The following is a 25,573-nucleotide window of genomic DNA, read 5'->3' as shown; positions in this document are numbered from 1 at the left end:
ATGCACTTGAAACCACTGGTGGTCATGATACTGGCAGGTATCGCGAGCGGTTCGACGCAGGCGCACGGCGGTGGCGACAATCCCGCCACCGTTGCAGCCAACGCCATCAATGCGTTGGGCGTCGACATCCTCTCGCGCGGAACGGAGGCGACCGACAACGCCCTGCTGTCGCCGTACTCAATTCAGATGGCATTCGCGATGACGTGGGCCGGCGCGGACGGTGTCACCCGTGACGAGATGGCGCGCGTTCTGCACTACCCCGGGAACGACATACACGACTCCTTTGCTGCGTTGACAGCCGACCTCGCCGACATCGCGCAACGCAGCGCCGAAGCTGCTGCGCAGGACAAGGCCAATGGCGACCCCATCGTTCTGACCACCGCCAACCGCCTCTTCGGCCAGCAGGGTTACGACTTCCGCCAGTCGTTCCTCGAGCTTCTGGCCGACACCTACCAGGCGCCGTTCGATCCGGCGGACTTCGTAACGAACGCAGATGGCGAGCGCATCCGGATCAACGCGTGGGTGGAGGAGCAGACGCGCGAGCGCATCAAGGACCTCATACCCGGCGGCGCGCTCAACCGTGACACGCGGCTCGTGCTGGTGAATGCCATCTACATGAACGCGCCCTGGAACGTTCCCTTCGATTCCACGCTGACGCAGGCACGCGGGTTCTACACGGGTGCGGGCCAGAACGTCGACGTACCCACGATGGAGCACACGGGGTCGTACGGGTACCAGGCGCACGACGGGTTCTGTGCGGTGGTCCTTCCCTACCGGGGCGGCGAGCTCCAGCTGCTCATCCTGCTGCCGGACGACCGGGACGGCCTCGCGTCGCTGGAGAAGACCATCACGCCGCAACTGCTGACCGATGCGGCGCAGACCGGAAACAAGCAGGTGCGTCTGCGCATGCCGCGGCTGCACATTGAACCGCCGTCCATGAGTCTCAAGAAGGCAATGATCGGGCTGGGGATGCAGACGGCGTTCGACATTCCCGAGGAATCGGCGAACTTCGACCGGATGGCGCCGCGCCGCCCGGATGACTACCTGGCGATATCGGACGCGTTTCACAAGACGTTCCTCGATCTTGACGAGAAAGGCACGGAGGCCGCTGCCGCGACGGCGGTGGCGATGGTACAGGTCACCAATATCGGCCGCCCCGTGGACCTGATCGAAGTCAACGTGGACCACCCGTTCCTGTTTGCCATCCAGCACCGCGCGAGCGGCGCGTGCCTGTTCCTGGGGCGCGTGGTCGATCCCCGTTCGAAGTCGTGACACTGGTATCTTCAGAGTCGGGCGAATCCAATCCGCTGTTGCAGAAGATCGCGGCGCTGCCCGGGGCGCGTTCGCTGCGCGCCGCCATCGACGAGGCCGCCCGCGCTGCGCGCGAAATCGCCACCACCGATTCCGGCCGCGCCATCGACCGGCCCGCCGGCACCTACGGCGACAAACTCGAATCGCGCCTGCGCGTGCACGTCACCGGCCTCAAGGGCTCTTCGCCCGTGTTCCTGGCCGAGGCCGTACGCCAGTCGCTGGGCCGCAGCATCCTGCTGGTCTACCCCGACGACGAATCCGCCGAGGACGCCGCGTCCGACTTCCGCACCCTCTCATCCGGCCGCGTGGTGCGCTTTCCGGAGCGCGCGCTCGCACCGCATCGCTTTGAACTGCGCGAGAACCTCGCCGCCGGTGGCGACCGCAACGAGAGCCTGCTCACCATTCTCAACGGTGGCGCGGACGTGGTGGTCACCAGCACGCTGGGTTTCATGGAGAAGACCATCACGCGCCACTCGCTGGCCGCGCACCAGCGCCACTTCGGCGTGGGCGACACCATCGACCTCGAGGAACTGCGCGAACACCTGGTGGCCATGGGCTACGACGTGGTGTCGGTGGTGGAAGAGGCGGGGCAGTTTGCGGTGCGCGGGGCCATCGTGGACGTGTTCGACCCGGCGTGGGACTACCCGGCGCGCATCGAGCTCGAAGGCGACGAGGTGGCGTCCATCCGATCCTTCGATCTCGACACACAACGCTCGGTGCAGGCGCTGCAGAGCTGCACCATCCTGCCCGCGTCCAGCGTACCGTTGGACGAAGCCGCCGCCGCAGACCTGCGGGCCTACCTGGCTGAACGCGATTTCCCGAGGGACCTGATCGAACGCATCGCCGACGAGGCCGAGCACTCGCGCTCGTCCTACGTATGGCGCCGCTACGCGCCCGCGCTGGGGATGACCGGTTCGTTGCTGGAGTTCTTCCCCGAACCACCGGTGGTGTGGTTCGTGGATGGAGAGGGCGTCAACCGTGTGGCGGCCAACCTCTCGCGCGAGTTCGCGGGCGCGGCCACCCGCCCCGAGGACGAGTTCCCCGCGCTCGCGCTGCAAGACTACGTGCACCCGCTGGATCACGGGCGCGCCCACGCGGCCCCCGTGGTGATTCACTGGGCACTGGCGGATGCGCCCGCCACCGATCCCACCACCGCGGCGCTGCTGCCGCCACGCGAGAACGAGACGCTGCTCAAGTTTCTCGTGAGCGAACATCCCAGTGTGGTGGGAAAGCTGGAGCCGCTGTTCAAGCAGATCCGGTCGATGCGCGCCAAGCATGTCGACGTGATGATCTACTCGGAAACACCCACGCAGCGCGACCGCCTCGCCGATCTGCTGGGCGAAGAGGAAGAATCGCTGGTGCATCTTCCGGTGGGATGGGTTGCGAGCGGGTTCGTGTGGGAGCAGGCGGGCCTTGCCATTCTCACCGATCACCAGATTTTCAACCGCATGCTGGCGCGCCCGCGCAAGCGCCGCGCCAAACGCCGCGTGGCGGCGCTGCGCACCGACGCGCTGCGCTCGGGCGACTACGTGGTGCACGTGGACTACGGTGTGGGGCGCTTTATCGGCCTGGAAAAGATCGGCTCCAACGGCGACACCACCGAGTGCCTGGCCATTCGCTTCGACGGCGGCGACCGCATCTTCGTGCCGCTCGACCAGATGCACCTGGTGGAGAAGTACCTCGGGCGCGAGGGTGTGGAGCCGCGCCTCGACAAGCTCTCCGGCAGCCGCTGGCAGGCCACCAAGGAGCGGGCGCGCAAGGCCATCGAGGACATCGCGCGCGACCTCCTGCAGGTGTACGCGCGGCGCGAAATCGCAAAGGCGCACGCCTTCGGGCCGGATTCGCAATGGCAGCGCGAGCTGGAGGCGTCTTTCCCCTACGAGGAGACGCCGGACCAGATCACGGTGACGCGCGAGATCAAGGACGACCTGGAGAGCGACCAGCCCACCGACCGTCTCATCTGCGGCGACGTGGGTTTTGGAAAGACCGAGGTGGCCATTCGCGCGGCGTTCAAGGCGATCAACGAGGGCAAGCAGGTGGCGGTGCTGGTGCCCACCACGCTGCTCGCCTTCCAGCACCATCGCACCTTCAGTGAGCGCATGAAGGCATTCCCGGTGCGCATTGCCACGCTGTCGCGCTTCATCTCCGCCGCCGAACAGAAGAAGGTGGTGGCGGGACTACGCGAGGGGACCGTCGACCTGGTGGTGGGCACGCACCGGTTGCTCTCGAAGGACGTTGCGTTCAAGGATCTCGGTCTGCTCATCGTGGACGAGGAGCACCGCTTCGGCGTCAAGCACAAGGAGCGCCTCAAGCAAATCGCACAGAACGTGCACGTGGTGACCCTCACCGCCACCCCCATTCCGCGCACGCTCTACATGTCGCTCTCGGGGCTACGCAAGATCTCGCTCATTGAAACGCCGCCGCGCAACCGTCACCCGGTGAAGACCGAGGTGACGTCCTTCGACGAAGAACTCATCGCGCGCGCCATCTCCGAGGAGATCGGCCGCGACGGGCAGGTGTTCTTCGTGCACAATCGCGTGCAGTCCATTCTCTCCATGAAGGCGTTCCTGGAACGCCTGCTCCCCGGCGTGCGCATCGGGGTGGGGCACGGGCAAATGGGCGAGGGCGAACTGGAAGACGTGATCATCGACTTCATGGCGCGCAAGTACGACGTGCTCGTATCCACCATGATCATCGAGTCGGGGCTGGACTTCCCCAACGCCAACACGCTCATCGTGAACCGCGCGGACCGCTTCGGTCTGGCGCAGCTCTACCAGTTGCGCGGCCGCGTGGGACGTGGCGAGCGCCAGGCGTACGCGTACTACCTGGTGCCGCGCCAGATTTCGCTTACCCCCACCGCGGTCAAGCGGCTGCAGGCCATGGAAGAGTTCGAGGAGCTGGGCAGCGGCTACCGTCTGGCAATGCGCGACCTCGAGATCCGCGGCGCCGGCAACGTGCTGGGCGTGGAACAGCACGGCCACGTGGCGGCGGTGGGCTTCGAGCTGTACTGCAGGATGCTCAAGGAGACGGTGGAGCAGCTGCGCGGCGAGAAGCGCGAGGAAACGCCGCCGTGCCGGGTGGAGGCGCCCTACAGTTGCTACATCCCGGACCGCTACGTCCCCGACGCGGACGAACGCATGTTCCTCTACAAGCGGTTCGCGCGCATGAGCGACCCGGCCGAGGTTCCGGCCATGGAGGCGGAGCTGGCCGACCGCTTCGGGGAGATCCCGCCCCCGGCCCGGGCGCTGCTGGACCTGGCCACCATCAAGCTTGAAGCCCAGTCCCTGGGTATCGTTCTGGCCCAGCTGCGCGACCCCGGCCACCGGCTGGGCGCACGCGCCGGGGCCACCCCCCCGCGCGGCGAAGCCAACCTGGAGTTTGCCCCCGGAAAAGCCCTCGTTCCGGAGGCCTACGCGAGACTTTCGGAAACTTTCGGGCGCCGGATATTGTTTAAGGCCGGTAAGACGCTGGCCGTGAGCCTCATCGGACAGCCGCCCGCGCGGCTCCCCGACGAGGTGAAGAACCTGTTGCAAGTGGCACGTTTCTCAAGTAATATCAATACCTTACCAAGCCGTTAGCGATAGTTTCCCCCCGCCCGACACCACCGGTTGGAAAGGAGTTTCGTTCGATGAGGGTTGCATCTTTGCTTGGCCTCGGCCTGATCGCGTCGATTGCGGTCACCGGGTGCTCCAAGCGCGAGGATTTGAAGATCGCGGAATTCAAGGATCGCTCCATCACGGTGGGCGAGTTCGAGACCGCCTACGCCGCCGTGGATCCCCAGTACCTGCCCACGGCCACGGGTTTCGAGGGCAAAAAAGAGTTTCTCCAGACGATGCTGAACAAGGAGATCATGGCCGCCAAGGCGGACGAGCTAGGCTATGACAAGGATCCCAACGTCGCCATGGGGATGGAGCAGTTCAAGCGCGTGACGCTGAATATCGCCTACCTCAAGAAGATGGTGGCCGATGACGTCAAGGTCACCGACGCGGAGGTCAAGGAGTACTACGACAACATGGGCGTGAGCCTGTCGGTCAAGCAGATCCTTGCCGACACCGAGCAGCAGGCGGAGGAAGCGTACGCCGCCCTGCAGGATGGCATGGACTTCGAAACCGCCTGCCGCACCTACTCGAAGAGCGACGATGCGCCCGACGGCGGCAAGGTGGTTACGGCAACCTTCGGTGGACTGATCCCTGAGTTGCAGACGCCGCTGTTCCGGCTCCCGGTCGGCGGCTACACCGAGCCGGTCTACACGACGCACGGATGGGTGATCGTCAAGGTGCTCAAGCGCTCCGACCCGGCGCGCAAGGAGCCCTACGAAGACATAAAGGAAGATCTCACCAAGCGGCTGCGCAGCATCATGGAAGCGGTGGCGCTGAACGAGTTCACGGAGAAACTGCGCGACGATTACGGCGTCCAGTGGAACTACGACAACATCGCCATCGTGTTCAACGCGTTGCCGCCGGATCGTTCGTTCGACGACGCGCCCGCGCGCTCGGCGGAAATCTACCCGCTGCTGATGTTCGACCCGGCTGACTACGACAAGCCGATCGTGGCCTACCAGGGCAAGACCATCACCATCAAGGACTTCTCGGACTTCTACGACCAGTCGTCGTTCTTCGCCCGGCCCCGCCGCGCGTACCGCTACGGCGGCATCCGCTCCTTTCTGACCGAGCGAATCATGAACGAGATTTCAGCCGACGTGGTGCGCAAGTCGAAGATCGAAGAGGATCCCGAGGTTGCGCTGGTCCTGCAGGGCAAGAAGGAACAGCTCATGGTGGGCGTCCTGTATGAGGACATGATCAACAAGCAGGTGGTGGTGACCGCCGCCGAGGTGCAGACGTACTACGACGACAACAGCGAACGCTTCCGTACACCCGAGAAGCGCAAGTTCGGCGTGGTCCTCACCGGCGACATCGAGACCGCACTGCAGGCCTACAAGGAGATCAAGTCAGGGAAGCCGTTCCGCACCGTGGCGCTGGCGTACTCAGTGGATGAGGACACGCGCGAGTCCATGGGTGAAACCAAGGAACTCTCCCAGGGCGAGCAGCCGGAGATCGACGCGGTGGGCTTCTCGCTGCAGAAGGTGGGCGACGTCTCCGAACCGTTCCAGACCGCACGCGGCTGGATGGTTTTGAAGCTGCTGGAGCGCACCGAGGCGCGAACCTTCACGCTGCAGGAAGTGCGGCCGCGCATCGAAGCGGCGCTGCGCGAGATCAAGAATGACGAGCGCCTGGAGGAACTCCTCGCCAAGTGGAAGGAAGAGTACGGCGTCGTCATCAACGAGAAGAACCTCGAGAAGACGCAGATCACGGAGCGCTCGGCGGCTGAGCCCGCAGACGCGCACGCCGGACACGATCACGGTTGAGTCCATCGCCGATGATGAACGGCCTGGTTAGATGGTTTGGATCGATAGGGGGCCTCGCGCCCCCTATCGTATTGGTGGTCGCAGGGCTGGTCGTGACCGGCTGCGAGCGGCGCGAGGTAGGCAGCATCGCCACCGACCCCGGCCCGGTGGTGGCGCGGGTCAACGGACGCCCCCTGTACCGGGTCGACCTGGATGCGTATCTTCCCACCGAGGAAACCGGCGCCCTCACCGCCGACGAGCGCAAGACCTACTTCGACCGCTGGGTGGCCACGCAGCTGCTCTACGAAGAGGCGTCGCGCAATGGAATGGGTCTCTCCGAGGAGATCGATCGCAAGATCGAGCAATACCGAAAGGATCTGGTGGCCGACCACCTGGTGGAACAGGTTCTCAAGACGCGCGCGGTGGTTTCGCGCGATGAAGTGATGGCGTACTACCGCGCGCACCAGGACGAGTTCACCCTGGAGTTTCGTGTGAGTCACATTCTCACCAACACGCTGGAAGACGCGGAAGAGGCGCTGGAGATGGTGCGCACGCGGCCGTTCTCCTGGGTGGCGCGGAAGATGTCGGTGGATCGCCACACCGGCGCCGGCGGCGACCTGGGGTACCTGTCAAAGGGCAACATGCTGCCGGAGTTCGAATCGGTGGTGTTCAAGATGCGCGTCGGCGAGGTGAGCGACGTGATCGAATCCGAGTTCGGCTACCACATCATCAAGTTGATAGACGTCCGCACCATGAGCAACGAACCGTCGTTCGAGACGGTTGCGCCGGAAATATCGCGTCAGCTCCTGCTGGAGAAGCGGGTGGCCGTCTACGACAGTCTCATTGCGGCCCTGGTGGCGCAGGCCAACATCGAAGTGGTGGACCCAGGCCTGCAGTACGCCATCGAAGCCGCGGATTCCATGCGCGAAGCGCAAACACCGGAAGCACCGCCGCCGGTGGCCGGTTTCACCCGTGCCGTGCCCGAGCCGGACGAAGATCGCCGCCGTGCGGCGCCACCGGATACGTCCAATGCGGATGACCCGCAGGGAGTTCTCGATGAGTAAGTGGTTTTGTGGTGCAGCTTCCGTCTGGATTGCGGCCATGGCGGTTTCGTTGCTGGTGGTTGCCCCGGCAATCGCGCAGGAACAGGAATTGATCGACCGCGTGGTTGCGCTGGTCGACGACGAGGCAATTTTTCAGAGCGACGTGGAGACGGCCGTGCGCCAATACATGTTTCAGCGCGGCACCACCAGTATCAAGCCCGAGGAGCGCGAGGCGCTCTACAACGAAGCGCTGCAAACCCTCATCGACGACCGGCTGGTGATTGCACAGGCCGCGCGGCTTGGTATCGACGTTCCTTTCTCCGACGTGGAGGCGCAGGTCAACAAGACGCTGGAGGAGAATCGCAAGGCGCTGGGCGGTGACGCGGAGTTCGAGCGGCAGCTAGCGGTGGAGGGGCTCACCCTGGAGGACCTCAAGAAGCTCTACCGCACTCAGCTACGCAACCGCATGCTGGTGGAGCGCGTGTTGCAGAAGGACATGAAACGCCAGCAGGGCGACGTCACCGAAGAAGAGCTGCGCGCGTTCTACGAGCGCAATATCGAAAACATTCCGAAGCGCCCGGAGGTGGTTCATCTGAAGACCATCTTTGTGGGTTTCGAGTCTTCGTCCAAGGCGGTGGCGGTGGCGCGGGACAAGGCCAACGCGATCCGCATGCGCCTCATCAACGGCGAGGATTTTGCGGAAGTGGCCAAGGCCGAATCGGAGGACCCCAGCGCGGCGCTGGGCGGTGAACTGGGCTGGGTGCGCCCGCAGGACCTGCGCGAGCCCGCGTTCGCGAAGGCCGTCGAGTCGATGGACGCGGGGCAGATCAGCGAACCGGTGCTGACCGTCTACGGCTACCACATCATCGAGGTCACCGACAAACGCCCGCAGAGCGGTGAGGTGCAGATCCGGCATATCCTGGTGCGCTCAGCGCCCAGCGACGAGGACATCCAGGTGGTGTTCGCGTCGGCCAACGCCATCCGCGACGAACTGACCGCCGGCGCGGTGTTCGACTCTCTGGCCGCGCGCTACAACACGGACCCTGCCGCGGACAAGTACGGTGATCTGGGCTGGCTGAAGGTGTCGGAACTGCCGCAGTTCTTCCGCGACGTGCTGGCCGACATGAAGCCCGGTGATGTGAGCCCGGTTCTGCGCGAGTCTTCCGGCTTCCGTATCGTGGAGCTGATTGAACGCGAAGAGGAGCGCCCCTACAAGTACACCGAGATCATCGACGATCTCACCCGTCTCTACGAGCAGGACCGCTTCGGTAATACCTACCAGGCGTACATCGAGGAACTGCGCAAGAAATTCAACGTGGAGATCCGCACCTGACGCATCACTGCGGCTTGCGTAGCAGGGTGTAGAGCCCGAACAAATCCGTTTCCAGATTCATCTGGGCGTCCCATCCCAGCGCCTTGCCCATGGCTCGCGCCTGCGCGTTGTCGTCGGTGTCGTAGGCGACCACCGCAAAGCCAACGCGCTCGTACAGTTCGCGCGGCCACGGCGAGCGGCCGTCCGCCCAGTGCTTGTAGGGTTCCTCGGGCCTGGAGGGCGCGGGTGCGAGGTTGTAGATGAGTGCAAACCCGCCCGGCTTGAGAAGGTCGTACATGGCGCGCACGAAGGTCTCGTCGTCCACACGCAGCTGAACGAGCTTGCCGGGATCGACGTCGCGCTCGGGGTGGATGTAGCCGCGCTTGAGGGTGTTCTTGGATATGAACACGTCGTAGCCATCGCCCACCTGCCGGGTGATGGCGAGGTCGGCGGGAAACTGTCCGAAAACGAGTTCCAGGCTGCCGTCGCTTCCCTCACCCGCCACCTTGCAGCGCTCGATCACGCCGGTGTCGCCCGGTTGCGAGTAGATGGCACGGAGCAGCGCGTCCACCTCGATACCGGATGCGTGCGCGCCGACCGCAGCAAGCGCCCGCAACTGGCCGATGGTGCCAAAGCCGAAGTCGACGACCTTGAGCCCTTCGGAACTCTTGACCCCCGCGCGCCCCAGGATCTCCAGCGGGCGCACAAACGCCACCGGCGTTCCGTATCGCGTGTAGTAGAAGAACTCCTCCGGGATTTCAGTTGCCTCGAAGCCCGCCAGTTGCGCCTGTGCCAGCGCCTGTGCCTGCGCAACGGTCAGGGCGTCGCGTGTCTGCTTGTTGTAGAAGACAGTGCGCGTGTCCACGCGCGGCAGGCATGCGATGGCGTCGAGGAACTCCATCGCCAGGGACGATTGCACCAGCGGCCGCACGGCGGCGGCCTCTTGCACCATCTTGTCCACACCGGTGGCCTCCGGGGTGTCGCCGGCGGGCGGTGCATACTGGACAAGGAGCGCAACGGCGATAGCGGCCGAAAGTCGGATCATCATCATCTCCCCTCGAAGGCGTACACCACTGTGTCATTCACAGCCCGCGGCGGCAAGACCATACGTGCGATTCGCCCCCTGTGGGGCGATTCCCGCTTCGGGGAAAAGCGCCCCGTCTGCTAGATTGGACGCATGCCCACGCCCTTCGTCAGGCCTTTCGTCGCCGTCACCTCGGGCGATCCCGCCGGGATCGGCCCCGAGATCGTCGCCCGGCTCTTTGGCCGCTACCGTTCGGCCGGCTCCATCGCCCTCATCCTGGGGGCGCCGGAGCTGTTCGAGCCGTGGGCGTGCCGCTTTCGCTTCCGTCCGCCGGTGGTGACGTCCATCGGTGAGGCGCAACGGCTCGCCGTGTCCCGGCCCGTGTCCCGCCGGCCGCGGGTGATCCTGCTCGACACCGGGGTCCGCGGCCAGGCCCCCCTGGGCCGGGACAGCGAAACCGGCGGCCGACACGCGGGCGCCGCGATTCTGCTGGCGTGCGAGCTGGCCAATAATCATTCAGTCGGCGCCATCGTCACCCCGCCCATCTCCAAGAAAGCGTTGAATTTAGGGCACTTCGACTTTCCCGGGCACACGGAGATGTTGGCGCGCTACTTGAATGCACCCAACTGCCAGATGATGATGGTGCGGCGTCACTTGCGCGTGGTTCCCTTTACCCGGCACATCCCCGTCTCGCGGGTGGCGGGTTTTGTGACCGCCGACCGCCTCGAGATCTGTATCCGGGTCACGGCGGAGGCCCTGCGGCGGGACTTCAAGATTTCGCGGCCCCGGATTGCCGTGGCGGGGTTGAATCCCCACGCGGGCGAGGACGGCGTCATCGGTCCCGAGGATCGCGACGTGATCGCGCCGCTGGTGGCGCGCCTGCGCAAGACAGGGCTCGATGTCAGCGGTCCCCACCCGGCGGACTCGATGTTCCAGTCCGCACCCGAGGCGGCGCGCGCGCCCGCGGCACCGCGGCGGGGATCGGCCAGGACCGGTAGCTGGAGCACGCGGCCGCCGGTGGCGTCGTACTACGACGCGTACATCGCGATGTACCACGACCAGGGGCTGGTGCCGTTCAAGATGCTGGCACAGCGCCGCGGCGTGAACGTCACCGTGGGACTGCCGGTGCCGCGCACGTCGGTCGATCACGGCACCGCGTATGACATCGCGGGCAAGGGTATCGCAGAATCGGAATCCCTGCTGGAAGCATACCGGCTCGCGGAGACCATGATGGCCACCCCGCGCAGAAAGAAGAAATGAGCGAACAGGAACGCGAAGATCGATCCGTCATCGGTGTCTATCACCTGATGAAGACGTACCGGGAGCAGAACGCCCTCGACGACGTGAACTTCACCGTCGGCAACGGGGAGTTCGTGTTCCTGGTGGGGCCCAGCGGCGCGGGCAAGAGCACGCTGCTGCGCATGATCTACATGGACGAGTATCCCACCAGCGGACAGGTGGTGGTGGGCTCGTTCGTGTCCACGCGCATGAAGCGCGGCGACATTCCGTTTTTGCGCCGCCGGGTGGGCATCATCTTCCAGGACTACAAGCTGCTCGACGACCGCAACGTCTACGAGAACATCGCCATCGGCATGCGCATCGTGGGGGCCGCACCCTACGCCATCAAGCACCGCGTGACCTGGCTGTTGAACGAGGTGGGCCTGTACCACAAGCGACTGGAGATGCCGGAAACGCTCTCCGGCGGCGAGCGCCAGCGTGTGGCCATCGCGCGCGCGCTGGTCAACCACCCGGTGATCCTGCTGGCAGACGAACCCACCGGAAACCTGGACCCGGATTCGGCCGAGGACATCCTGCGCCTGCTCTTCAAGATCAACAGCGGGGGCACCGCCGTGCTCATGGCCACGCACGACCATTCCTTCGTGCAGAACTTCGGCCAGCGCATCATCCATCTGCGCGACGGCAAGGTATTCGAGGACCGCAAGACCGACTTCATCGGCAGCCTGAGCGACCGGCTGGAAACCGTGCGCCGCGACCGCGACCGCCAGCGCCGCATCGACCGCGAAATCAAACGCCAGCGCGCGAGCATCCTCTCGCCCACGCGGGACTCGGAGTAAGCAACCATGATGCGCCGCTGGCTCTACATCTTTGACGAAGCGTTCCGCACCGTGCGCCGCCACAAGGGGCTCACGTCCATCTCCGTCATCATCATGAGTCTTTCGCTGCTCATGCTGGCCGTGTTCCTGCTCGCCACCGACAACGTGCTGCGGCTGGTGGGACAGGCGCAGGACGAGATGAAGATGTACGTGTACCTGGATGACAGCAACAGTCAGGACGAAATCGAACGGCTCCACGGCCTGATTCTCTCGCAGGACGAGGTGTCGACCGTGACCTTCGTGTCGCGCGAGGAGGCGCTGGCGGACTTTCGCGACCAGCTCGGCCCCGACGCCGACATGCTTTCGGCGCTGCGCACCAACCCGCTGCCCAATTCGTTCTGGGTGACGCCCAGGAACGACTACAAGAATCGCGACGCCATGGTCAAGCTGGCGGCGCGCATCGAGGAAATGAAGGGTGTGGACGAGGTGCGCTACGGCCGCGAGTTCCTGGACAAGTTTGCGTCCATCCTGGCCGGCATCTACACGGTGGACGTGGTGGTGGGATTCATCGTGATTCTCTCCGCGGTGTTCATCATTGCCAACGCGGTGCGGCTCACCGTCATCAGCCGCCGCAAGACCATCGAAATCCTCAAGCTGGTGGGTGCCACCAACCCGTTCATCGTGGCGCCGTTCATCATCGAGGGCGCGGTGCAGGGCGGTTTTGCCGCCATCCTCTCGCTGCTCTTGCTGCGCGTGATCACGGAGATCAGCAGCAACATCATCTCCGACATCACCTTCTTTTCGCTGGAGAAGTCGCTGATCTTTGCGGCGACCTGCGTAGTCATCGGTGCCATCGGGAGTTTCATGGCGCTGCGACGCTACCTCGAAATGCGATGAGCCCCCGTTCGCGCAGATGGATTTCCGCGGCGCTGGCCGCGATGGTGCTGGCGCTGGCCGCGGGCGCGTTCTCCAACCCGGCCGACGACGTCGATGCCAAGCAGAGGGAACTCGAGCGCATCCGCAAGGAAATCGAATCGCAGCGCGCCAAGTCCAAACAGCTGCAGACGCAGGAGCGCCAGGCGCTGAAGACGCTGTCCAGCCTGGACAAGGAAATCGACCTCACCAACCGGTACATCAAGCGGCTCGCCGAGCAGGAAGAGATACTGGACGAGCGCGTGGGCGACCTGCGGGTGCAGATCGGCGGCCGCGAAATCGTTCTCACCCAGCAGGAGGAGGCGCTGGCGGCGCGGATCCGGCAGATGTACAAGCGCGACCCCCAGTACCGCTGGGAGATTCTGCTGGGCGCGCAGAGTTTCAACGAAGCCATGACGCGTTATCAGTTCATGAAGCTGGTGACCGCGCAGGACGCGAAGCTCATCAACGAGTTCCGCGAGAGCAAGACACGGCTGGAGGTGGAATCCGCGCGGCTGGCGGAGTCGTTGCAGGAGATCATCGAAGTGCGCGCCGCGCGGGAGGCGGAGAGCAAGCAACTCGAGAATACCAAGAAGAAACGCCAGACCACGCTCTCGCAGATTCGCAACGAGAAGAACCGCAACGCCGATGCCATCAAGGAGCTGGAGAAGGCGCAGGAGGAGATGCAGGCGCTGATCGACGAGATCATCCGCCGGCGCGTGAGCGATCAGGACCTGCCGCCCAGCGGCGAGTTCGCCGCCATGAAGGGGCGCCTGCCGTGGCCGGTCAACGGCAAGATGATCCGCGGCTTCGGCAAGCACACGCACCCCAAGTACGGCACGGTGACGATGAACAACGGCATCGACATCCAGGCGCCGGGCGGCACGCCCATCATTGCGGTGGCGGCGGGCGTGGTGGAGTTCGTGGACTGGATCGATGCGTTCGGCAAGTGCGTCATTCTGAATCACGGCGGCGGCTTCTACACGCTGTACGCGCACGTTTCCACCACCATGGTGGCGCAGGGCCAGAAGATCTCGCGCGGCCAGGCCATCGCCGAGGTGGGCGACACGGGATCGCTGCAGGGCTACGTGTGCCACTTCGAAGTCCGCCAGGCGCGCAAGGCGCTCAACCCGATGGACTGGCTGGGCAGGAAGCCGAGTTCGTGAGTCTGTCTCTTCCTTCCCGATTTCAGCCGAAGCTCCGGACGAGTCCTGACACGCAACAATCCCCGCGCACCGCGGCACCGCACGCATGCGAAGTCGCGCGGTGCACTGCCTTTGTCACACGCACTTTCTGCGCGCGCAGCACAATTCATGTTGACTAACTAGCTAACATACGCTATGTTTCGCGCATCCTCCCATTCATCATGAGGAGGTCCCGCCGTGTCGCTTCGCTCTTTCTCCGACAAGAAACTTCTCTCCCGCACCCACAGGCTGGTTCGTTGTGAGCGCATGTGCATGGTGCGCGTACTGTCGCACCTGAACGAGATCGAGGAGCGCAAGCTCCACTTCGAACTCGGCTATCGCTCCATGCTCCACTTCTGCGTCGAGGCGCTGGGCTACGCGCGCTCCTCGGCGGGCCGGCGCATCACGGCGGCGCGCTGCATGAAGCGCTTCCCCGAAGTGCGTGCGATGCTCGATGCGGGTGAGGTCAACGTGGTCACGATTGCCTGCGTGGCCGGCATCCTGACACCCGACAACAGCAAGGAGGTTCTCAAGCAGATCCGCGGCAGGACCCAGGAAGAGGTGGAAGCCATCGTGGCCTGCTACCGCCCCCGCGAGGCGGTGCGCGACCGGGTGCGCGAGGTGCTCGTGCCGCGGCTGGTGGTCGTAGCCGCGGTGCCGACGATCTCCGCGCAGACGGTTGGGGCGTCGTGCGTGCCCGCAGCGGCCGCGCAGACGGTTGGGGCGTCGTGCGTGTCCGCGGCAGTCGTGCCCGAAGCCATGCAAGCGCCGGCCGGGGAGCAGTCTCATTGTGAGACTGAATGTAAAGATTCTCCCGGAGAGTCTACTGACAATCCCCCGCAGACCGAGTTCGAGCGCCGCGCCGTGCTGGAGTTCTCCGTGAGCAAGGCGTTCATGGGCAAGCTGGGGCGCTTTCGCTCGCTCATGTGGCACCGTCTCCCCGCGAATGCCTCGTTGGAACAGGTGTTCGAGCTGTTGCTGGACCGGACGCTCCAGAGAGAAGACCCCGTCGCACGCCGGGAGCGTCGTCAGAAGCGAGAAGATCGGAGACAGACGAACTCGTCACCCGCCCGCAGACAGTCTCATTGTGAGACTGAATGTAAGGATTCTCCATCGCGCAAGCCGCGTAACCCCCGGCACATCCCCGCCCGCGTGCGCGACGAGGTGTTTGTGAGAGACAAGGGCCGGTGCGCGTTCGTGGGCTCAACCGGACGTAAATGTGGATCTACAAGCGGCTTGCAGGTGGATCATGTAATACCAGTCGCGCGCGGCGGTGGGGCGACGCTTGGCAATTTACGGCTGTTGTGCGCGAATCATAATAGACTGGAAGGCGAGAGAACCCTGGGGAGGGCGGCCATGGCGCCGGTGGCACCGGCCGTCTCACAATGAGACAGAATGTGAAGAAGCAGAACCGCTGACGCCACCAATCGACCGCGCGAGCGGGTTGCGCTATACTCCGGCCATGCCACCCAAAGCCCAGGAAGACGTCCGTCCACTGCCCGCCTTCGACCTCGAGCAGCCCCAGGCGACCGCGTATCTCACCTCGCTCGATCGCGGCAACGTGCCGCCGCTGCTCTTCGCCGGCCCCGAGGGCTCTGGCAAGGAATACACCGCCATCGACTTTGCGCGGCGCCTGCAGTGCGAGAGGGACGAGCCCTGCCGTCTCGACGGCCCCAAATGCGCGTCTTGCCTGCACGCGTCCTTCCTGGAACACCCCGGCATTCATTTGATATATCCGACGCCGACCCAGGGGTCCAACGAGGATGAAGAGGGCGATATAGACGATATCGCGAAGATCCTCGAGACCAAGCGCCGCGACATCTTCGCCAGCGAGAACTTCAGCAAAAAAACCTCGATACGCATCGCGCGTTCGCGCGCGGTGATCCAGCGCGCCAACACCAAGCCCTTCGACGCGCGCTGCCACGTGTTCATCTTCGTCGACGCGCACGCCATGCGCGAAGAGGCGCAGAACGCGCTGCTCAAACTGGTGGAGGAACCACCCGGACACGCGGCGGTTCTCTTCGTCACCCCCAACCACGAGGCGCTGTTGTACACGATCCGCTCGCGCTGCCAGCGCGTGCGCTTCTTTCCATTGAAACGGCCGGTGCTGGAGCGCATCCTCACCGGCTACTGCGGCGCCGACGCGGCGAAGGCACGACGCACCGCCGCCCTGGCGCAGGGTTCCATCACCCGCGCGCGCGCGTTGCTCGACTCCGCCGATCTCGCCGACCGTGATGCGGCACTGGGGCTGGTGGCGGGCATCGTCAAGCAGCCCGAGTCGTGGCTGTTCACGCAGGCGCTGGTGGGCGCACGCAACGCCAACCGCGAGAACGTGGCGCGCGTGCTGGATGAGATGGCGGTGATCCTGCGCGACGCCATGACGGGCAACGCCGAGCTCATGGTCAACGGTGACATCGAAAAGGACATCGAGCGCGTGGCCGCCACCTGGGGCCGCGACAATCTTCCGCGCGCCATCGAACTCGTGCACGACGCGCGCGGCCAGGTGTTTCACGCCAACGCCAACATCGACGGCGCGTTGGCGGATTTGTTTGTGAAGCTCAAACGGCTGCAGTAACCAATCACGAACCGGAGATGAGAATGATGAGACGAACGTTGGTGTTCGCACTGGCGTTGGGCATTCTTGCGTGCGGCAAGGAGGCCCCCCCCGAGCAGGCGATGGACTTTATTTTCTTCGGCGGAAACATTGTCACCCGCTCGGCGCAGACCCCGCAGGTGGAAGCAGTGGCGGTGAAAGACGGACGCGTGGCGGACATGGGCACCTTCAAGGACATGCACGACGCGCACGCCGGTGTGCTGACGCGAATGATCGATCTGGATGGCGGCACAATGGTGCCCGGCGTGGTGGATTCGCTGCAGGCGACGGATGTCTCGGGCGTGCTGGAAGTGCTTGCCGCCGGGACCAGCGAACCAGCACCGTCGATCGCCATCGGCAGCGCGGCCGACTTCGTGGTCTTCAGCCGGGATCCCCTCGCCACGGGCACGGAAGCGCCGGAGGATCTGCGCGTGACGCGGGTCATTCGCGACGGCGAGACGGTGTACCGCGCCGGGCACTAGCGCGGCGGACTCATCACGACGCGTCGTTGGGGGGTGTGTCGCCGGGCTTGTTCGCCATGCGGCGCATCCCCACCGAGATCAGCAGTGAGGAACTCAGCACCGCCACCACGAAGCCCAGCGTCACCCCCACCGGCATCGTGTACCAATTCGAGATCAGCATCTTCACCCCGATGAAGGCCAGGATCACCGACAGCCCGTGGTGGAGGAACTCGAAGGAGACGATGAGCTTTCCCACCACCGAGTACAGCGAGCGCAGGCCGAGGATGGCGAAGGCATTGGAGGTATAGACCAGGAACGGGTCGGTGGTGATGGCGAGAATCGCCGGCACCGAATCTACTGCAAACACGATGTCGCTGGTTTCGATCACCAGCAGCACGATCATCGCGGGCGTAATGAGCAGACGGCCGTTTACGCGGATGAAGAAGCGGCCCGAGTCGTAGGACTGGGTTCCCATGAAGGGCCGCAACAGCTTGAAGACCGGGTTGCGTTCCGGGTGCACCTGGCGGTCCTTGGAAAACGCCATACGCGCCGCGGTAAACACCAGAAACGCGCCCAGCACCCAGGTCAGCCATTCGAACCTGTGCAGCAGCGCCACACCCGCCAGAATGAACGACAGCCGTGTCACCAGCGCGCCGATGATGCCCCAGAACAGAATGCGGTGTTCGAACTTCTTGGGGACGTGGAAGTACTGGAAGACCACGTAGAAGACGAACAGGTTGTCGACGCTCAGCGACTGTTCCACCAGGTAGCCGGTGAGGAACAGCACCGCGGCGTGGTGACCGCGCACCAGGTGGATACCGAGGCAGAAGCAGAGCGCCAGCGCCACCCAGACGCCCACCCAGGCCAGCGCGCGCCGCGCGCCAACCGCTTCCGGGCGGCGGTGGACGACGCCCAGGTCGATCCACAGCGCGGCTCCCAGCAGCACGTGAAACACGACCCATTGCCATAGGACGGGCATAGGAAGAAGACATTAACACCGCGCGCAAACACGTGGTAGAGTGATCGCGATGAACACTGAGCCCGTTCCGGCACAGTCCTCGACGCCGCGGCGACCCGGCCGTTTCCTGGCACACATCCGCCGTTTTATCATTCGCGGCACGCTGGCGCTCATCCCCATCGCGCTGCCGGTGGTTGCGGTATACCTGCTGTACGGCTTCATCGACCGGCGCCTGGTGGTGCTGGTGGACAGGACGCTGCACGTGAACTTCCCCGGCCTGGGGATCGTGCTGCTGCTGGTGACGCTCTACCTGGTGGGGTTGATCGTCAGCAACTTCGTGGGCCGGCGCGTGCTGGAAGGGCTGGAGAGTCTCACCGAGCGCATTCCCATAATCAACACGGCGTACCGGATCGGCAAGCAGCTGTCCGGCACGCTGGCGCTCCCCGAAAAGCAGATCTTCCGGCGGCCCATCCTGGTGCCCTATGCGTACCAGGGGATCTGGCAGCTGGGGTTCGTCACCGGCGAGGTGGTGTCCGAAAAAGACGGTGAAGTTCTGCTCAAGGTGTATGTTCCCACGCCACCCAACCCCACCTCGGGCTTCGTCTATTTCATTCCGGCGTCGGAGACCCGCGACCCGGGGTGGACGGTTGAAGAGGCCATGCAGTGTATTCTCTCCGGCGGCCTGATCGGCGCGCCGAACATCAAGTAGCCGCCGGGAGGACTTGTATGAGTCGATTCAAACAGTTCCTGTTCATGTTCATCGCCGTGGTTCTGCTGATCGTCATGGTCCAGAACGCGCAGAAGGTGACCTTTCGGTTCCTAAACTGGCAGTACGAGGTCTCACAGCTGTTGATGGTGCTGATCGTCTTCGTGCTGGCCTTCGTGCTGGGCTTCGCCACGGCCAAGTGGCCGCGCAGGAAGCAGGATGACTTCACGCCGACGCCGACGCAGCGTTAAGATCCGCGCGCCGCGCCTGTACAAGCGCCACCAGGCGCAACCCGGACAGCCTCCGGGGACCCTGGTGTACGACCGCCCGCCGCGGGTTGACAAGGTATCGATCCGGGTCATCGACTATGGCGCCGACGCCTGCGCGGTGCGGACCACCAGCGAGGTGGAAGACACCTTCCGCCTGCGCGATTCCGACACCGTGTCCTGGATCGACGTGGAGGGGCTGCACGACACGGACCTGCTGAATCGCTTCGGTAGCCACTTTGGCCTGCATCCCCTGGTTCTGGAAGACATCCTCAACACGCACCAGCGCCCCAAGATCGAGGAGTACGACGACTACCTCTACATGGTGGTGCGCATGCTCGCACCGGGCACCAACGGTGCCGAGCTCCACTCGGAGCAGGTGAGCATCATCCTCGCCAGACGCTTCGTGATCACGTTTCAGGAAATTCCTGGAGATGTGTTCGACCCGCTGCGCAAGCGCATCGACCTGGGCAAGGGACGCGTTCGTCGCATGGGGACGGACTACCTGGTCTATTCGATCATCGACACCATCGTCGACAACTACTTCCTGCTGCTGGAGAAAATTGCCGAGCGTATCGAAGAAATAGAGGACAGCATCACGGCATCACCGCAACCGGAGGATCTCTCGCGCGTGCACCAACTGCGCCGCGAGCTGGTGTATCTGCGACGCAATATCTGGCCGCTGCGTGACGTCGTGATTTCCCTTGAGAGATCGGAAACGGAACTGGTGAGCGAAGACGCGCGCATCTACATCCGTGACCTGCACGACCACGTGGTTCAGGTGATCGAGTCGTTGGAGAACTTCCGCGACGTGCTGGCCAGCTTACAGGATCTGTACGCGTCGTCCATCGGCCAGCGCACAAACGAAGTGATCCGCGTGCTGACCATCATCTCCACCATCTTCGTGCCGCTCACGTTCCTGGCCGGCGTGTACGGCATGAACTTCGACATCCTGCCAGAGCTGCACTGGCGCCACGGCTACTTTGCATTCTGGGCGGTGAGCGTGGTGCTGGTGGCCTCGCTCATCGCATTCCTGCGCTCGCGCCGCTGGATCTAGGGGTATCCCGCCGCGCGATACCGCGTGCCTACGACTCCCTCTTTAACTCCTCCAGTGCGCCGCGAAGCTCCACCGGTTGCGACACCTTGCGCAGGCGCAGGTTGAGCATCTCCACCAGCACCGAGAAGGCCATGGCGAAGTAGATGTAGCCCTTGGGGATGTGGAAGGAGAGCCCCTCGCCCACCAGCGACACCCCGATCAGAATGAGAAAGCTCAGCGCGAGCATGCGGATGGTGGGGTGCCGGTCCACGAAGTCGCTGATGGGCCTGGCGAACGCCATCATGAAGATCACCGCCACCACCACCGCCGTCACCATCACGCCGATCTGTTTGGCGAGACCGATGGCGGTGATCACCGAGTCCAGCGAGAAGACGATGTCCAGCAGCACGATCTGCAGCACCACCACGCCGAACACCGCGCGCGCCGGGGCGGCGCCCTTCGCCTCGTGGTGGCCCTCCAGCTTGTCGTGGATCTCCAGCGTGCTCTTGGCCAGCAGGAACAGCCCACCGCCGATGAGGATGAGGTCGCGCCCCGAGAAGTCGTGGCCGAGGAAGGCGAACAGGGGGCTGGTGAGCCGCATCATCCAGGTCAGGGAGAACAACAGCCCCACGCGGGTGAGCATGGCGATGGCCAGGCCCAGGAAGCGCGCCCGGCCCTGCTGGTGCGCGGGGAGCTTGGCGGAGAGGATGGCGATGAAGATGATGTTGTCGATGCCCAGGACGATCTCGAGGGCGGTGAGGGTGGCCAGCGCCACCCACACCTGGGGGTCGGTGAGCCAGTGCATTGTGTCCTAACTCCTTTGTACTGCTTGCGATCCCGCGACGGTGATGCTACATTCTACGAACACTTTCCCAGGGAAATCCAGAAGTTCCGTGAAACCGACATTCTACGTTACCACCGCGATCGACTACGTCAACGCGCGCCCGCACCTTGGCACCGCGTACGAGAAGATCGGCGCCGATTGCCTGGCCCGCTACAAGCGGCTGGCCGGGTTCGACACCTATTTCCTGATGGGCACCGACGAGCATTCCACCAACGTGGAGCGCGAGGCGAAGAACCTGGGCAAGGATCCGCAGGCCTATACCGACGAGATGGCGCCGTTGTTCGAGCGCACGTGGAAAACGCTGCATATTTCTCACGACCAGTTCATCCGCACCACCGACCCCATGCACAAGCGCGCGGTCAGCGCCCTGTTCACGAAGATCCACCAGAACGGCTACATCTTCGAGGGCGTTTACACGGGGCTGTACTGCGAGGGCTGCGAGGAGTTCAAGGTGGAGAAGGACCTGGTGGACGGCCTGTGTCCGCGGCACAAGACGCCGCCGAAGCACATCGAGGAGAAGAATTACTTCTTCGCGCTGTCGAAGTTCAGCGAACCGCTGAAGAAGCACATCCTCGCCCATCCCGATTTCATCCGCCCCGAGATCCGCAAGAACGAGATTCTCAACGTGATAGAGTCCGGCCTGGAGGACATCAGCGTGTCGCGCGCGGGCAAGACGTGGGGTGTGCCGCTGCCCATCGCACCCGACCAGGTGGTGTACGTGTGGTTCGACGCGCTCATCAATTATATTTCCGCGCTGGGCTACGGCGGCGATGACGACGCAAAGTTCAAGAAGTACTGGCCGTGCAACGTTCACGTCATCGGCAAGGACATCACCCGCTTCCACTGCCTCATCTGGCCGGCCATGCTGATGGCCGCCGGCGTGGAGCTGCCGGAGAGCGTGTTCGGCCATGGCTTCGTGTACAACCGCGGCGAGAAGATGAGCAAAACCATCGGCAACATCGTGGATCCGGTGGATCTGGCCGGCTTCTTTGGCGCCGACGCGCTGCGCTACCTGCTGCTGCGCGAGATTGCCTTCGACCGCGACGGCGATTTCACGGTGGAACTGTTCGTAACGCGTTATAATGCAGAACTGGCCAATGAACTGGGCAACCTGTTCTCGCGCACGCTGTCCATGACCAGGCGCTACTTCGAGGGTGCGGTTCCGGCGTGGAGTGCGGAGGCGCAGAAGGAGTTCGCGCGCATCACCGCCGGTGTCACCGGCGACTACCGCCGCCACATGGACCGGCTCGCCTTCGACCAGGGGCTGGCGGCGCTGTGGCGCTCGGTGCAGGAAGCCAACCGCTTCGTGGAGGAGCGCAAGCCGTGGGCGCAGGCCAAGGCCGGCGACACCGCCGCGCTGGGCGCAACCCTGCGCGCGTTGCTCGAGGTGTTGCGGGTGGCGTCGGTGCTGTGTGTTCCCTTCATGCCCGAGAAGGCGGCCGAGATGCGCACGCAGCTCGCGTTGCCGCCCGCCGCCACGCTGGACGAGGTGGACCGGCCCGGCGACGCAGCGTGGAAACAGATCGGCGAGCCGGTGGTTCTCTTTCCCCGGCTGGAAATGCCGGTGCAGTAAGCAAAGAAGCACGAATGATCGATTCTCACTGTCATCTCAATTCACGCCACTTCGACGACGACCGCGAAATCGCGATTGCGCGCGCGGTATCCGACGGCGTGGTGTCCTTCATGAACATCGGGTTTGACCGCGAGTCGCTGCGCGACACGCTGGAACTGGTGGAGGACTACCCGTTCATGTTCGGGGCCGCGGGGGTGCACCCGCACGACGCCGCCTCGCTGGACGACGCCCTGGAAGCCGACGTGCGCAGCGCGCTGCAGCATCCGCGCATCGTTGCGGTGGGCGAGATCGGCCTCGACTTCTACCGCAACCTGGCGCCGCGCGAGGTGCAGGAGGCCGTGTTTCGCAAGATGATTGCGCTGGCGCGCGAGACCAACAAGCCCATCGTGATCCACTGCCGCGACGCCTTCAACGAGGTCATCGAAATGCTCGCCGCGGAGGGTTCGCAGCACCGCGGTATCTTCCACGCCTTCTCCGGGAGCCCGGAGGACGCGCAGCGCATCTTCGACCTGGGCTTCCACGTGGGCATCGGGGGCGTGGTGACGTATCGCAACGCGCGTCTCTCCGAGACGGTGGCGGCCCTTCCCATCGAGAAGATCGTGCTGGAGACGGACTCCCCCTACCTGACGCCACACCCGTGGCGCGGCAAGCGCAACGAGCCGTCGTTCGTGGCCCACGTGGCGCGCACCATCGCGAGAATCAAGGACCTCCCGCTGGCGGAGGTGGCGCGCATCACCACCGGGAACTACCTGGCGGCCATGGGCATCACCGCCGAGGCGCTGCCGGGACCCGTTTACAGGATCGACGGGTCGGTTTATATTCAGGCCGCTTCCGCCGGGCCGGCGGACCTGGAGCCGGTTTCCAGGGAGGACGAAGACGAAGCGGTGCTGACCGGGGTCGTCGATCCCATGGACGGTCTCGAGCACACGCTCGCGCTCGCCACCGTGGCGAAGGAACGCGGTCTGCGCGTGCGTATCAACACGGGCGGGCTGGCCAACCACACCGCGGGGCGCGATGTGACTCCGGAACTGGCCGGCAAGGTGGACGAGATCGTGGTGGTGTTCTACGGAACCACCGCCACCACCCACAACACGCTTGCGTACCCCGCGGTGGCCGCGGAGGAGTGGGAGCTAATACGCGACTTCATCCGTTGTTCGGTGGCCGCCGGAATCGACACCGTATGCGAGTTTGTCGCAACACCCGGGTTCGACCCGGATCCGTGCCGTCTGTTCGCCAAGGAACTCGGCGCCCAGTACGATATCCGAATGTACAGATCGTGAGGAACAGACGATGAAGTGCGACCACGCCGACGGCACCATGGTGGGAACCTGCGCGGTATGCGGGGATCCCGTATGCAGCGAGTGTTTTACACCCATTTTCAACTCCGTGATCTGTGCCAATCACGAGGGTCTCGACGATGAGGGCGAATGGGAACTCATCGCCATCTACGCCTCCGTTGCGCCGCTGGAGAGCGTTCGCTTCATGCTCGACGACCAGGGACTGTTGTCGCTGGCGGTCGAGAACGAAGAAGGCATGATGGAGCTCTACGTCCCCATCTCCGAGAAGGATGACACCTGGACCGCCCTCGAGGGTGGCGAGGCCGGGGATGAACTGTCGCGCTGCGAAGACTGCCGCGTCTATTATACAAGCCAGATCAGCGAATGCCCGATCTGCGGCAAGGAAGGCGATCAGCAATGAAGATTCTGGTAACCGGCGGAACCGGTTTTGTGGGGTCCGCCCTGCGCCGTGAACTCAAGCAGCAGGGCCACGACGTGCGCCTGCTGGTGCGCGTGGACAGCGTATCCAAAATCGATCCGCGCGAGGGTTTCGACGTGATGACGGGTGACGTGCTGGACACGCACGCGTGCCTGCGCGCCGCCGCCGGCTGCGACGCGGTGATCCACCTGGTGGGCATTCGCCGCGAAGAGCCGCAGGACGGCATCACCTACGAGGCGATGCACACCGAGGCCGCCTACTCCATCTTCGACGCGGCCGCGCGCGAAGGCGTGCAGCGCGCAGTGTACCTGAGTGGCCTGGGCGCGCGCCCGGATGCGCCTTCGGGTTACCACCGCACCAAGTACGAAGCCGAGGAAATCCTCAAGAAAACGGGGATGCGCTGGACGATCTTCCGCCCGTCGGTGATCTTCGGCCCGGGCGACGAGTTCCACCCGCTGGTGGCGGACCTGGTCACACGACCGGTGGTTCCCGTCATCGATGGCGGCAAGTCACTCATGCAGCCGGTGTCGCTGGCCAACGTGGTCGGCCCGCTGGCCCGCACGGTGACCATGCCGGAAACGCAGGGTCGCACCTACGAGATCGGCGGCCCGGAACGGATTGCCTTTGTGGATATTCTGGAAAAGGTGGCGCGCGTGTACGGCGTGTGGCCCAACACGATGTCGGTCTCGTCGCTGCTGGCAAAACCGCTGGTGAAGTTCGCGCAGCATTTCCGCGGGTTCCCGCTCACGCTGGACGAGTTGAGCATGCTGCTCGAGGACAACGTGTGCGACGCCACAGTGTTCACGGAGACGTTCGGCGTCAAGCTGGACACGTACGTGGACAAGATTCCGTCGCTGTGCCCGAAGCAGGAACTGGCGGCCTGACTCCGAAGGTGACGAGGGCCGTCATGTCTCTTCGCGGCGGACGCCTTCAGAGTGTGGTCCAGTCATATCGCTTCGCTTGCTCAGACAGTCCTCGCGCGACAGAACTCCGTCTGGTAGTCGCGCTGCGGAACTCGCCGCGAAGCGATATGACTGTCCCCGCACCCGCGACGGCCCCCCTCGCACTCACCGCATCGCCTGATCGGCTTCCTCTTTCGCCTTCTTGAATTTCTCCACCTGTTCCTTGAAGTACGGATCGTCGGGATCGCTGGCCAGCGCCTCGCGGCCGATCTTGATGGCGTCGTCGTACTCGCCGCGCGCGTAGTACACCTCGGCCAGCGTGTCGAGGATGCCC

Annotated in this window: 21 protein-coding genes and 1 pseudogene; 19 read left to right on the top strand and 3 right to left on the bottom strand. The window is 64.4% G+C overall.

Going from position 1 to position 25,573, the window contains the following annotated elements; all coding sequences use genetic code 11:
* The 5 genes from OEX18_05565 (at position 1) to OEX18_05545 (ending at position 9,031) form a co-directional block, all read left to right on the top strand.
* Positions 1-1,272, top strand: a complete 1,272-nt coding sequence (locus tag OEX18_05565; protein ID MDH4336729.1) for a serpin family protein — start codon at positions 1-3, stop codon at positions 1,270-1,272.
* A complete protein-coding gene (mfd, locus tag OEX18_05560; protein MDH4336728.1) occupies positions 1,269-4,889 on the top strand; it encodes a transcription-repair coupling factor in 3,621 nt (1,206 codons plus the stop codon). Before OEX18_05565 ends, mfd begins: the two co-directional genes overlap by 4 nt.
* A 50-nt stretch (positions 4,890-4,939) precedes the next feature.
* The gene (locus tag OEX18_05555; protein ID MDH4336727.1) at positions 4,940-6,676 is read left to right on the top strand and encodes a peptidyl-prolyl cis-trans isomerase; all 1,737 of its coding nucleotides are present in this window, start codon (positions 4,940-4,942) and stop codon (positions 6,674-6,676) included.
* 92 nt (positions 6,677-6,768) lie between these two features.
* On the top strand, positions 6,769-7,719 hold the full coding sequence (locus OEX18_05550) for a peptidylprolyl isomerase (GenBank protein MDH4336726.1): 951 nt from the start codon (positions 6,769-6,771) through the stop codon (positions 7,717-7,719).
* Positions 7,712-9,031, top strand: coding sequence for a peptidylprolyl isomerase (locus OEX18_05545; GenBank protein MDH4336725.1), 1,320 nt, complete (start codon positions 7,712-7,714; stop codon positions 9,029-9,031). Before OEX18_05550 ends, OEX18_05545 begins: the two co-directional genes overlap by 8 nt.
* Positions 9,032-9,035: 4 nt before the next feature.
* On the opposite strand, the gene OEX18_05540 is transcribed toward OEX18_05545, so the two are convergent.
* A complete protein-coding gene (locus OEX18_05540; GenBank protein ID MDH4336724.1) occupies positions 9,036-10,055 on the bottom strand; it encodes a hypothetical protein in 1,020 nt (339 codons plus the stop codon).
* A 132-nt stretch (positions 10,056-10,187) separates the two neighbouring features.
* Here OEX18_05540 and pdxA point away from each other — a divergent pair, with 132 nt between their 5' ends.
* From pdxA to OEX18_05505, 7 genes and pseudogenes are all read left to right on the top strand, one after another.
* Positions 10,188-11,294, top strand: coding sequence for a 4-hydroxythreonine-4-phosphate dehydrogenase PdxA (pdxA, locus tag OEX18_05535; protein MDH4336723.1), 1,107 nt, complete (start codon positions 10,188-10,190; stop codon positions 11,292-11,294).
* A pseudogene (ftsE, locus tag OEX18_05530) lies at positions 11,291-11,962 on the top strand (cell division ATP-binding protein FtsE). The gene pdxA and the pseudogene ftsE overlap by 4 nt, the downstream one beginning before the upstream one ends.
* A 153-nt stretch (positions 11,963-12,115) precedes the next feature.
* Positions 12,116-12,985 carry an ABC transporter permease gene (locus tag OEX18_05525; protein MDH4336722.1) on the top strand — a complete coding sequence of 290 codons (870 nt, stop codon included), beginning with the start codon at positions 12,116-12,118 and terminating at the stop codon, positions 12,983-12,985.
* The gene (locus OEX18_05520) at positions 12,982-14,166 is read left to right on the top strand and encodes a peptidoglycan DD-metalloendopeptidase family protein (protein MDH4336721.1); all 1,185 of its coding nucleotides are present in this window, start codon (positions 12,982-12,984) and stop codon (positions 14,164-14,166) included. Before OEX18_05525 ends, OEX18_05520 begins: the two co-directional genes overlap by 4 nt.
* A 216-nt stretch (positions 14,167-14,382) precedes the next feature.
* Entirely contained in the window at positions 14,383-15,573 is a 1,191-nt protein-coding gene (locus tag OEX18_05515) for an HNH endonuclease (protein ID MDH4336720.1), read from the top strand.
* A gap of 73 nt (positions 15,574-15,646) precedes the next feature.
* Positions 15,647-16,759 (top strand): hypothetical protein, encoded by a 1,113-nt coding sequence (locus OEX18_05510; protein MDH4336719.1) that lies wholly within the window; start codon positions 15,647-15,649, stop codon positions 16,757-16,759.
* Positions 16,760-16,785: 26 nt separating this feature from the next.
* A complete protein-coding gene (locus tag OEX18_05505) occupies positions 16,786-17,259 on the top strand; it encodes a hypothetical protein (protein MDH4336718.1) in 474 nt (157 codons plus the stop codon).
* A gap of 13 nt (positions 17,260-17,272) precedes the next feature.
* On the opposite strand, the gene OEX18_05500 is transcribed toward OEX18_05505, so the two are convergent.
* Entirely contained in the window at positions 17,273-18,217 is a 945-nt protein-coding gene (locus OEX18_05500) for a TerC family protein (GenBank protein MDH4336717.1), read from the bottom strand.
* Between the two features lie 49 nt (positions 18,218-18,266).
* Here OEX18_05500 and OEX18_05495 point away from each other — a divergent pair, with 49 nt between their 5' ends.
* The 3 genes from OEX18_05495 to corA are packed head-to-tail and all read left to right on the top strand — an operon-like array spanning position 18,267 to position 20,225.
* The gene (locus OEX18_05495; protein ID MDH4336716.1) at positions 18,267-18,905 is read left to right on the top strand and encodes a DUF502 domain-containing protein; all 639 of its coding nucleotides are present in this window, start codon (positions 18,267-18,269) and stop codon (positions 18,903-18,905) included.
* A 17-nt stretch (positions 18,906-18,922) separates the two neighbouring features.
* Positions 18,923-19,153, top strand: a complete 231-nt coding sequence (locus tag OEX18_05490) for a LapA family protein (GenBank protein ID MDH4336715.1) — start codon at positions 18,923-18,925, stop codon at positions 19,151-19,153.
* On the top strand, positions 19,122-20,225 hold the full coding sequence (gene corA / locus OEX18_05485; protein ID MDH4336714.1) for a magnesium/cobalt transporter CorA: 1,104 nt from the start codon (positions 19,122-19,124) through the stop codon (positions 20,223-20,225). Before OEX18_05490 ends, corA begins: the two co-directional genes overlap by 32 nt.
* 28 nt (positions 20,226-20,253) lie before the next feature.
* Here the strand turns inward: corA and OEX18_05480 are convergent, their stop codons facing one another.
* A complete protein-coding gene (locus OEX18_05480) occupies positions 20,254-21,009 on the bottom strand; it encodes a TerC family protein (GenBank protein ID MDH4336713.1) in 756 nt (251 codons plus the stop codon).
* An 88-nt stretch (positions 21,010-21,097) separates the two neighbouring features.
* Between OEX18_05480 and metG the strand changes: the two genes are divergently transcribed.
* From metG to OEX18_05460, 4 genes are read left to right on the top strand one after another with little or no spacing between them, the layout of a single operon-like run.
* The gene (metG, locus tag OEX18_05475; GenBank protein MDH4336712.1) at positions 21,098-22,621 is read left to right on the top strand and encodes a methionine--tRNA ligase; all 1,524 of its coding nucleotides are present in this window, start codon (positions 21,098-21,100) and stop codon (positions 22,619-22,621) included.
* Between the two features lie 14 nt (positions 22,622-22,635).
* Entirely contained in the window at positions 22,636-23,901 is a 1,266-nt protein-coding gene (locus tag OEX18_05470; GenBank protein MDH4336711.1) for a TatD family hydrolase, read from the top strand.
* A 10-nt stretch (positions 23,902-23,911) separates the two neighbouring features.
* Positions 23,912-24,319 carry a hypothetical protein gene (locus tag OEX18_05465; GenBank protein MDH4336710.1) on the top strand — a complete coding sequence of 136 codons (408 nt, stop codon included), beginning with the start codon at positions 23,912-23,914 and terminating at the stop codon, positions 24,317-24,319.
* Positions 24,316-25,221, top strand: coding sequence for an NAD(P)H-binding protein (locus OEX18_05460; protein ID MDH4336709.1), 906 nt, complete (start codon positions 24,316-24,318; stop codon positions 25,219-25,221). Before OEX18_05465 ends, OEX18_05460 begins: the two co-directional genes overlap by 4 nt.
* The last annotated feature ends 352 nt before the right edge of the window (positions 25,222-25,573 follow it).

The sequence above is a fragment of the Candidatus Krumholzibacteriia bacterium genome (assembly GCA_029865265.1).
GTDB lineage: Bacteria > Krumholzibacteriota > Krumholzibacteriia > WVZY01 > JAKEHA01 > JAKEHA01.
This window is presented reverse-complemented; position numbering and strand designations above follow the sequence as displayed.

What these genes read in the sequence shown, in the direction of transcription:
- pdxA (MDH4336723.1), top strand. Translation starts at nt 10,188, where the DNA reads ATGCCCACGCCCTTCGTCAGGCCTTTCGTCGCCGTCACCTCGGGCGAT.
- corA (MDH4336714.1), top strand. Translation starts at nt 19,122, where the DNA reads ATGACTTCACGCCGACGCCGACGCAGCGTTAAGATCCGCGCGCCGCGC.
- OEX18_05465 (MDH4336710.1), top strand. Translation starts at nt 23,912, where the DNA reads ATGAAGTGCGACCACGCCGACGGCACCATGGTGGGAACCTGCGCGGTA.
- OEX18_05565 (MDH4336729.1), top strand. Translation starts at nt 1, where the DNA reads ATGCACTTGAAACCACTGGTGGTCATGATACTGGCAGGTATCGCGAGC.
- OEX18_05490 (MDH4336715.1), top strand. Translation starts at nt 18,923, where the DNA reads ATGAGTCGATTCAAACAGTTCCTGTTCATGTTCATCGCCGTGGTTCTG.
- OEX18_05545 (MDH4336725.1), top strand. Translation starts at nt 7,712, where the DNA reads ATGAGTAAGTGGTTTTGTGGTGCAGCTTCCGTCTGGATTGCGGCCATG.
- OEX18_05520 (MDH4336721.1), top strand. Translation starts at nt 12,982, where the DNA reads ATGAGCCCCCGTTCGCGCAGATGGATTTCCGCGGCGCTGGCCGCGATG.
- OEX18_05500 (MDH4336717.1), bottom strand. Translation starts at nt 18,217, where the DNA reads ATGCCCGTCCTATGGCAATGGGTCGTGTTTCACGTGCTGCTGGGAGCC.
- OEX18_05470 (MDH4336711.1), top strand. Translation starts at nt 22,636, where the DNA reads ATGATCGATTCTCACTGTCATCTCAATTCACGCCACTTCGACGACGAC.
- OEX18_05540 (MDH4336724.1), bottom strand. Translation starts at nt 10,055, where the DNA reads ATGATCCGACTTTCGGCCGCTATCGCCGTTGCGCTCCTTGTCCAGTAT.
- OEX18_05480 (MDH4336713.1), bottom strand. Translation starts at nt 21,009, where the DNA reads ATGCACTGGCTCACCGACCCCCAGGTGTGGGTGGCGCTGGCCACCCTC.
- OEX18_05555 (MDH4336727.1), top strand. Translation starts at nt 4,940, where the DNA reads ATGAGGGTTGCATCTTTGCTTGGCCTCGGCCTGATCGCGTCGATTGCG.
- OEX18_05505 (MDH4336718.1), top strand. Translation starts at nt 16,786, where the DNA reads ATGAGACGAACGTTGGTGTTCGCACTGGCGTTGGGCATTCTTGCGTGC.
- OEX18_05510 (MDH4336719.1), top strand. Translation starts at nt 15,647, where the DNA reads ATGCCACCCAAAGCCCAGGAAGACGTCCGTCCACTGCCCGCCTTCGAC.
- OEX18_05495 (MDH4336716.1), top strand. Translation starts at nt 18,267, where the DNA reads ATGAACACTGAGCCCGTTCCGGCACAGTCCTCGACGCCGCGGCGACCC.
- OEX18_05460 (MDH4336709.1), top strand. Translation starts at nt 24,316, where the DNA reads ATGAAGATTCTGGTAACCGGCGGAACCGGTTTTGTGGGGTCCGCCCTG.
- OEX18_05525 (MDH4336722.1), top strand. Translation starts at nt 12,116, where the DNA reads ATGATGCGCCGCTGGCTCTACATCTTTGACGAAGCGTTCCGCACCGTG.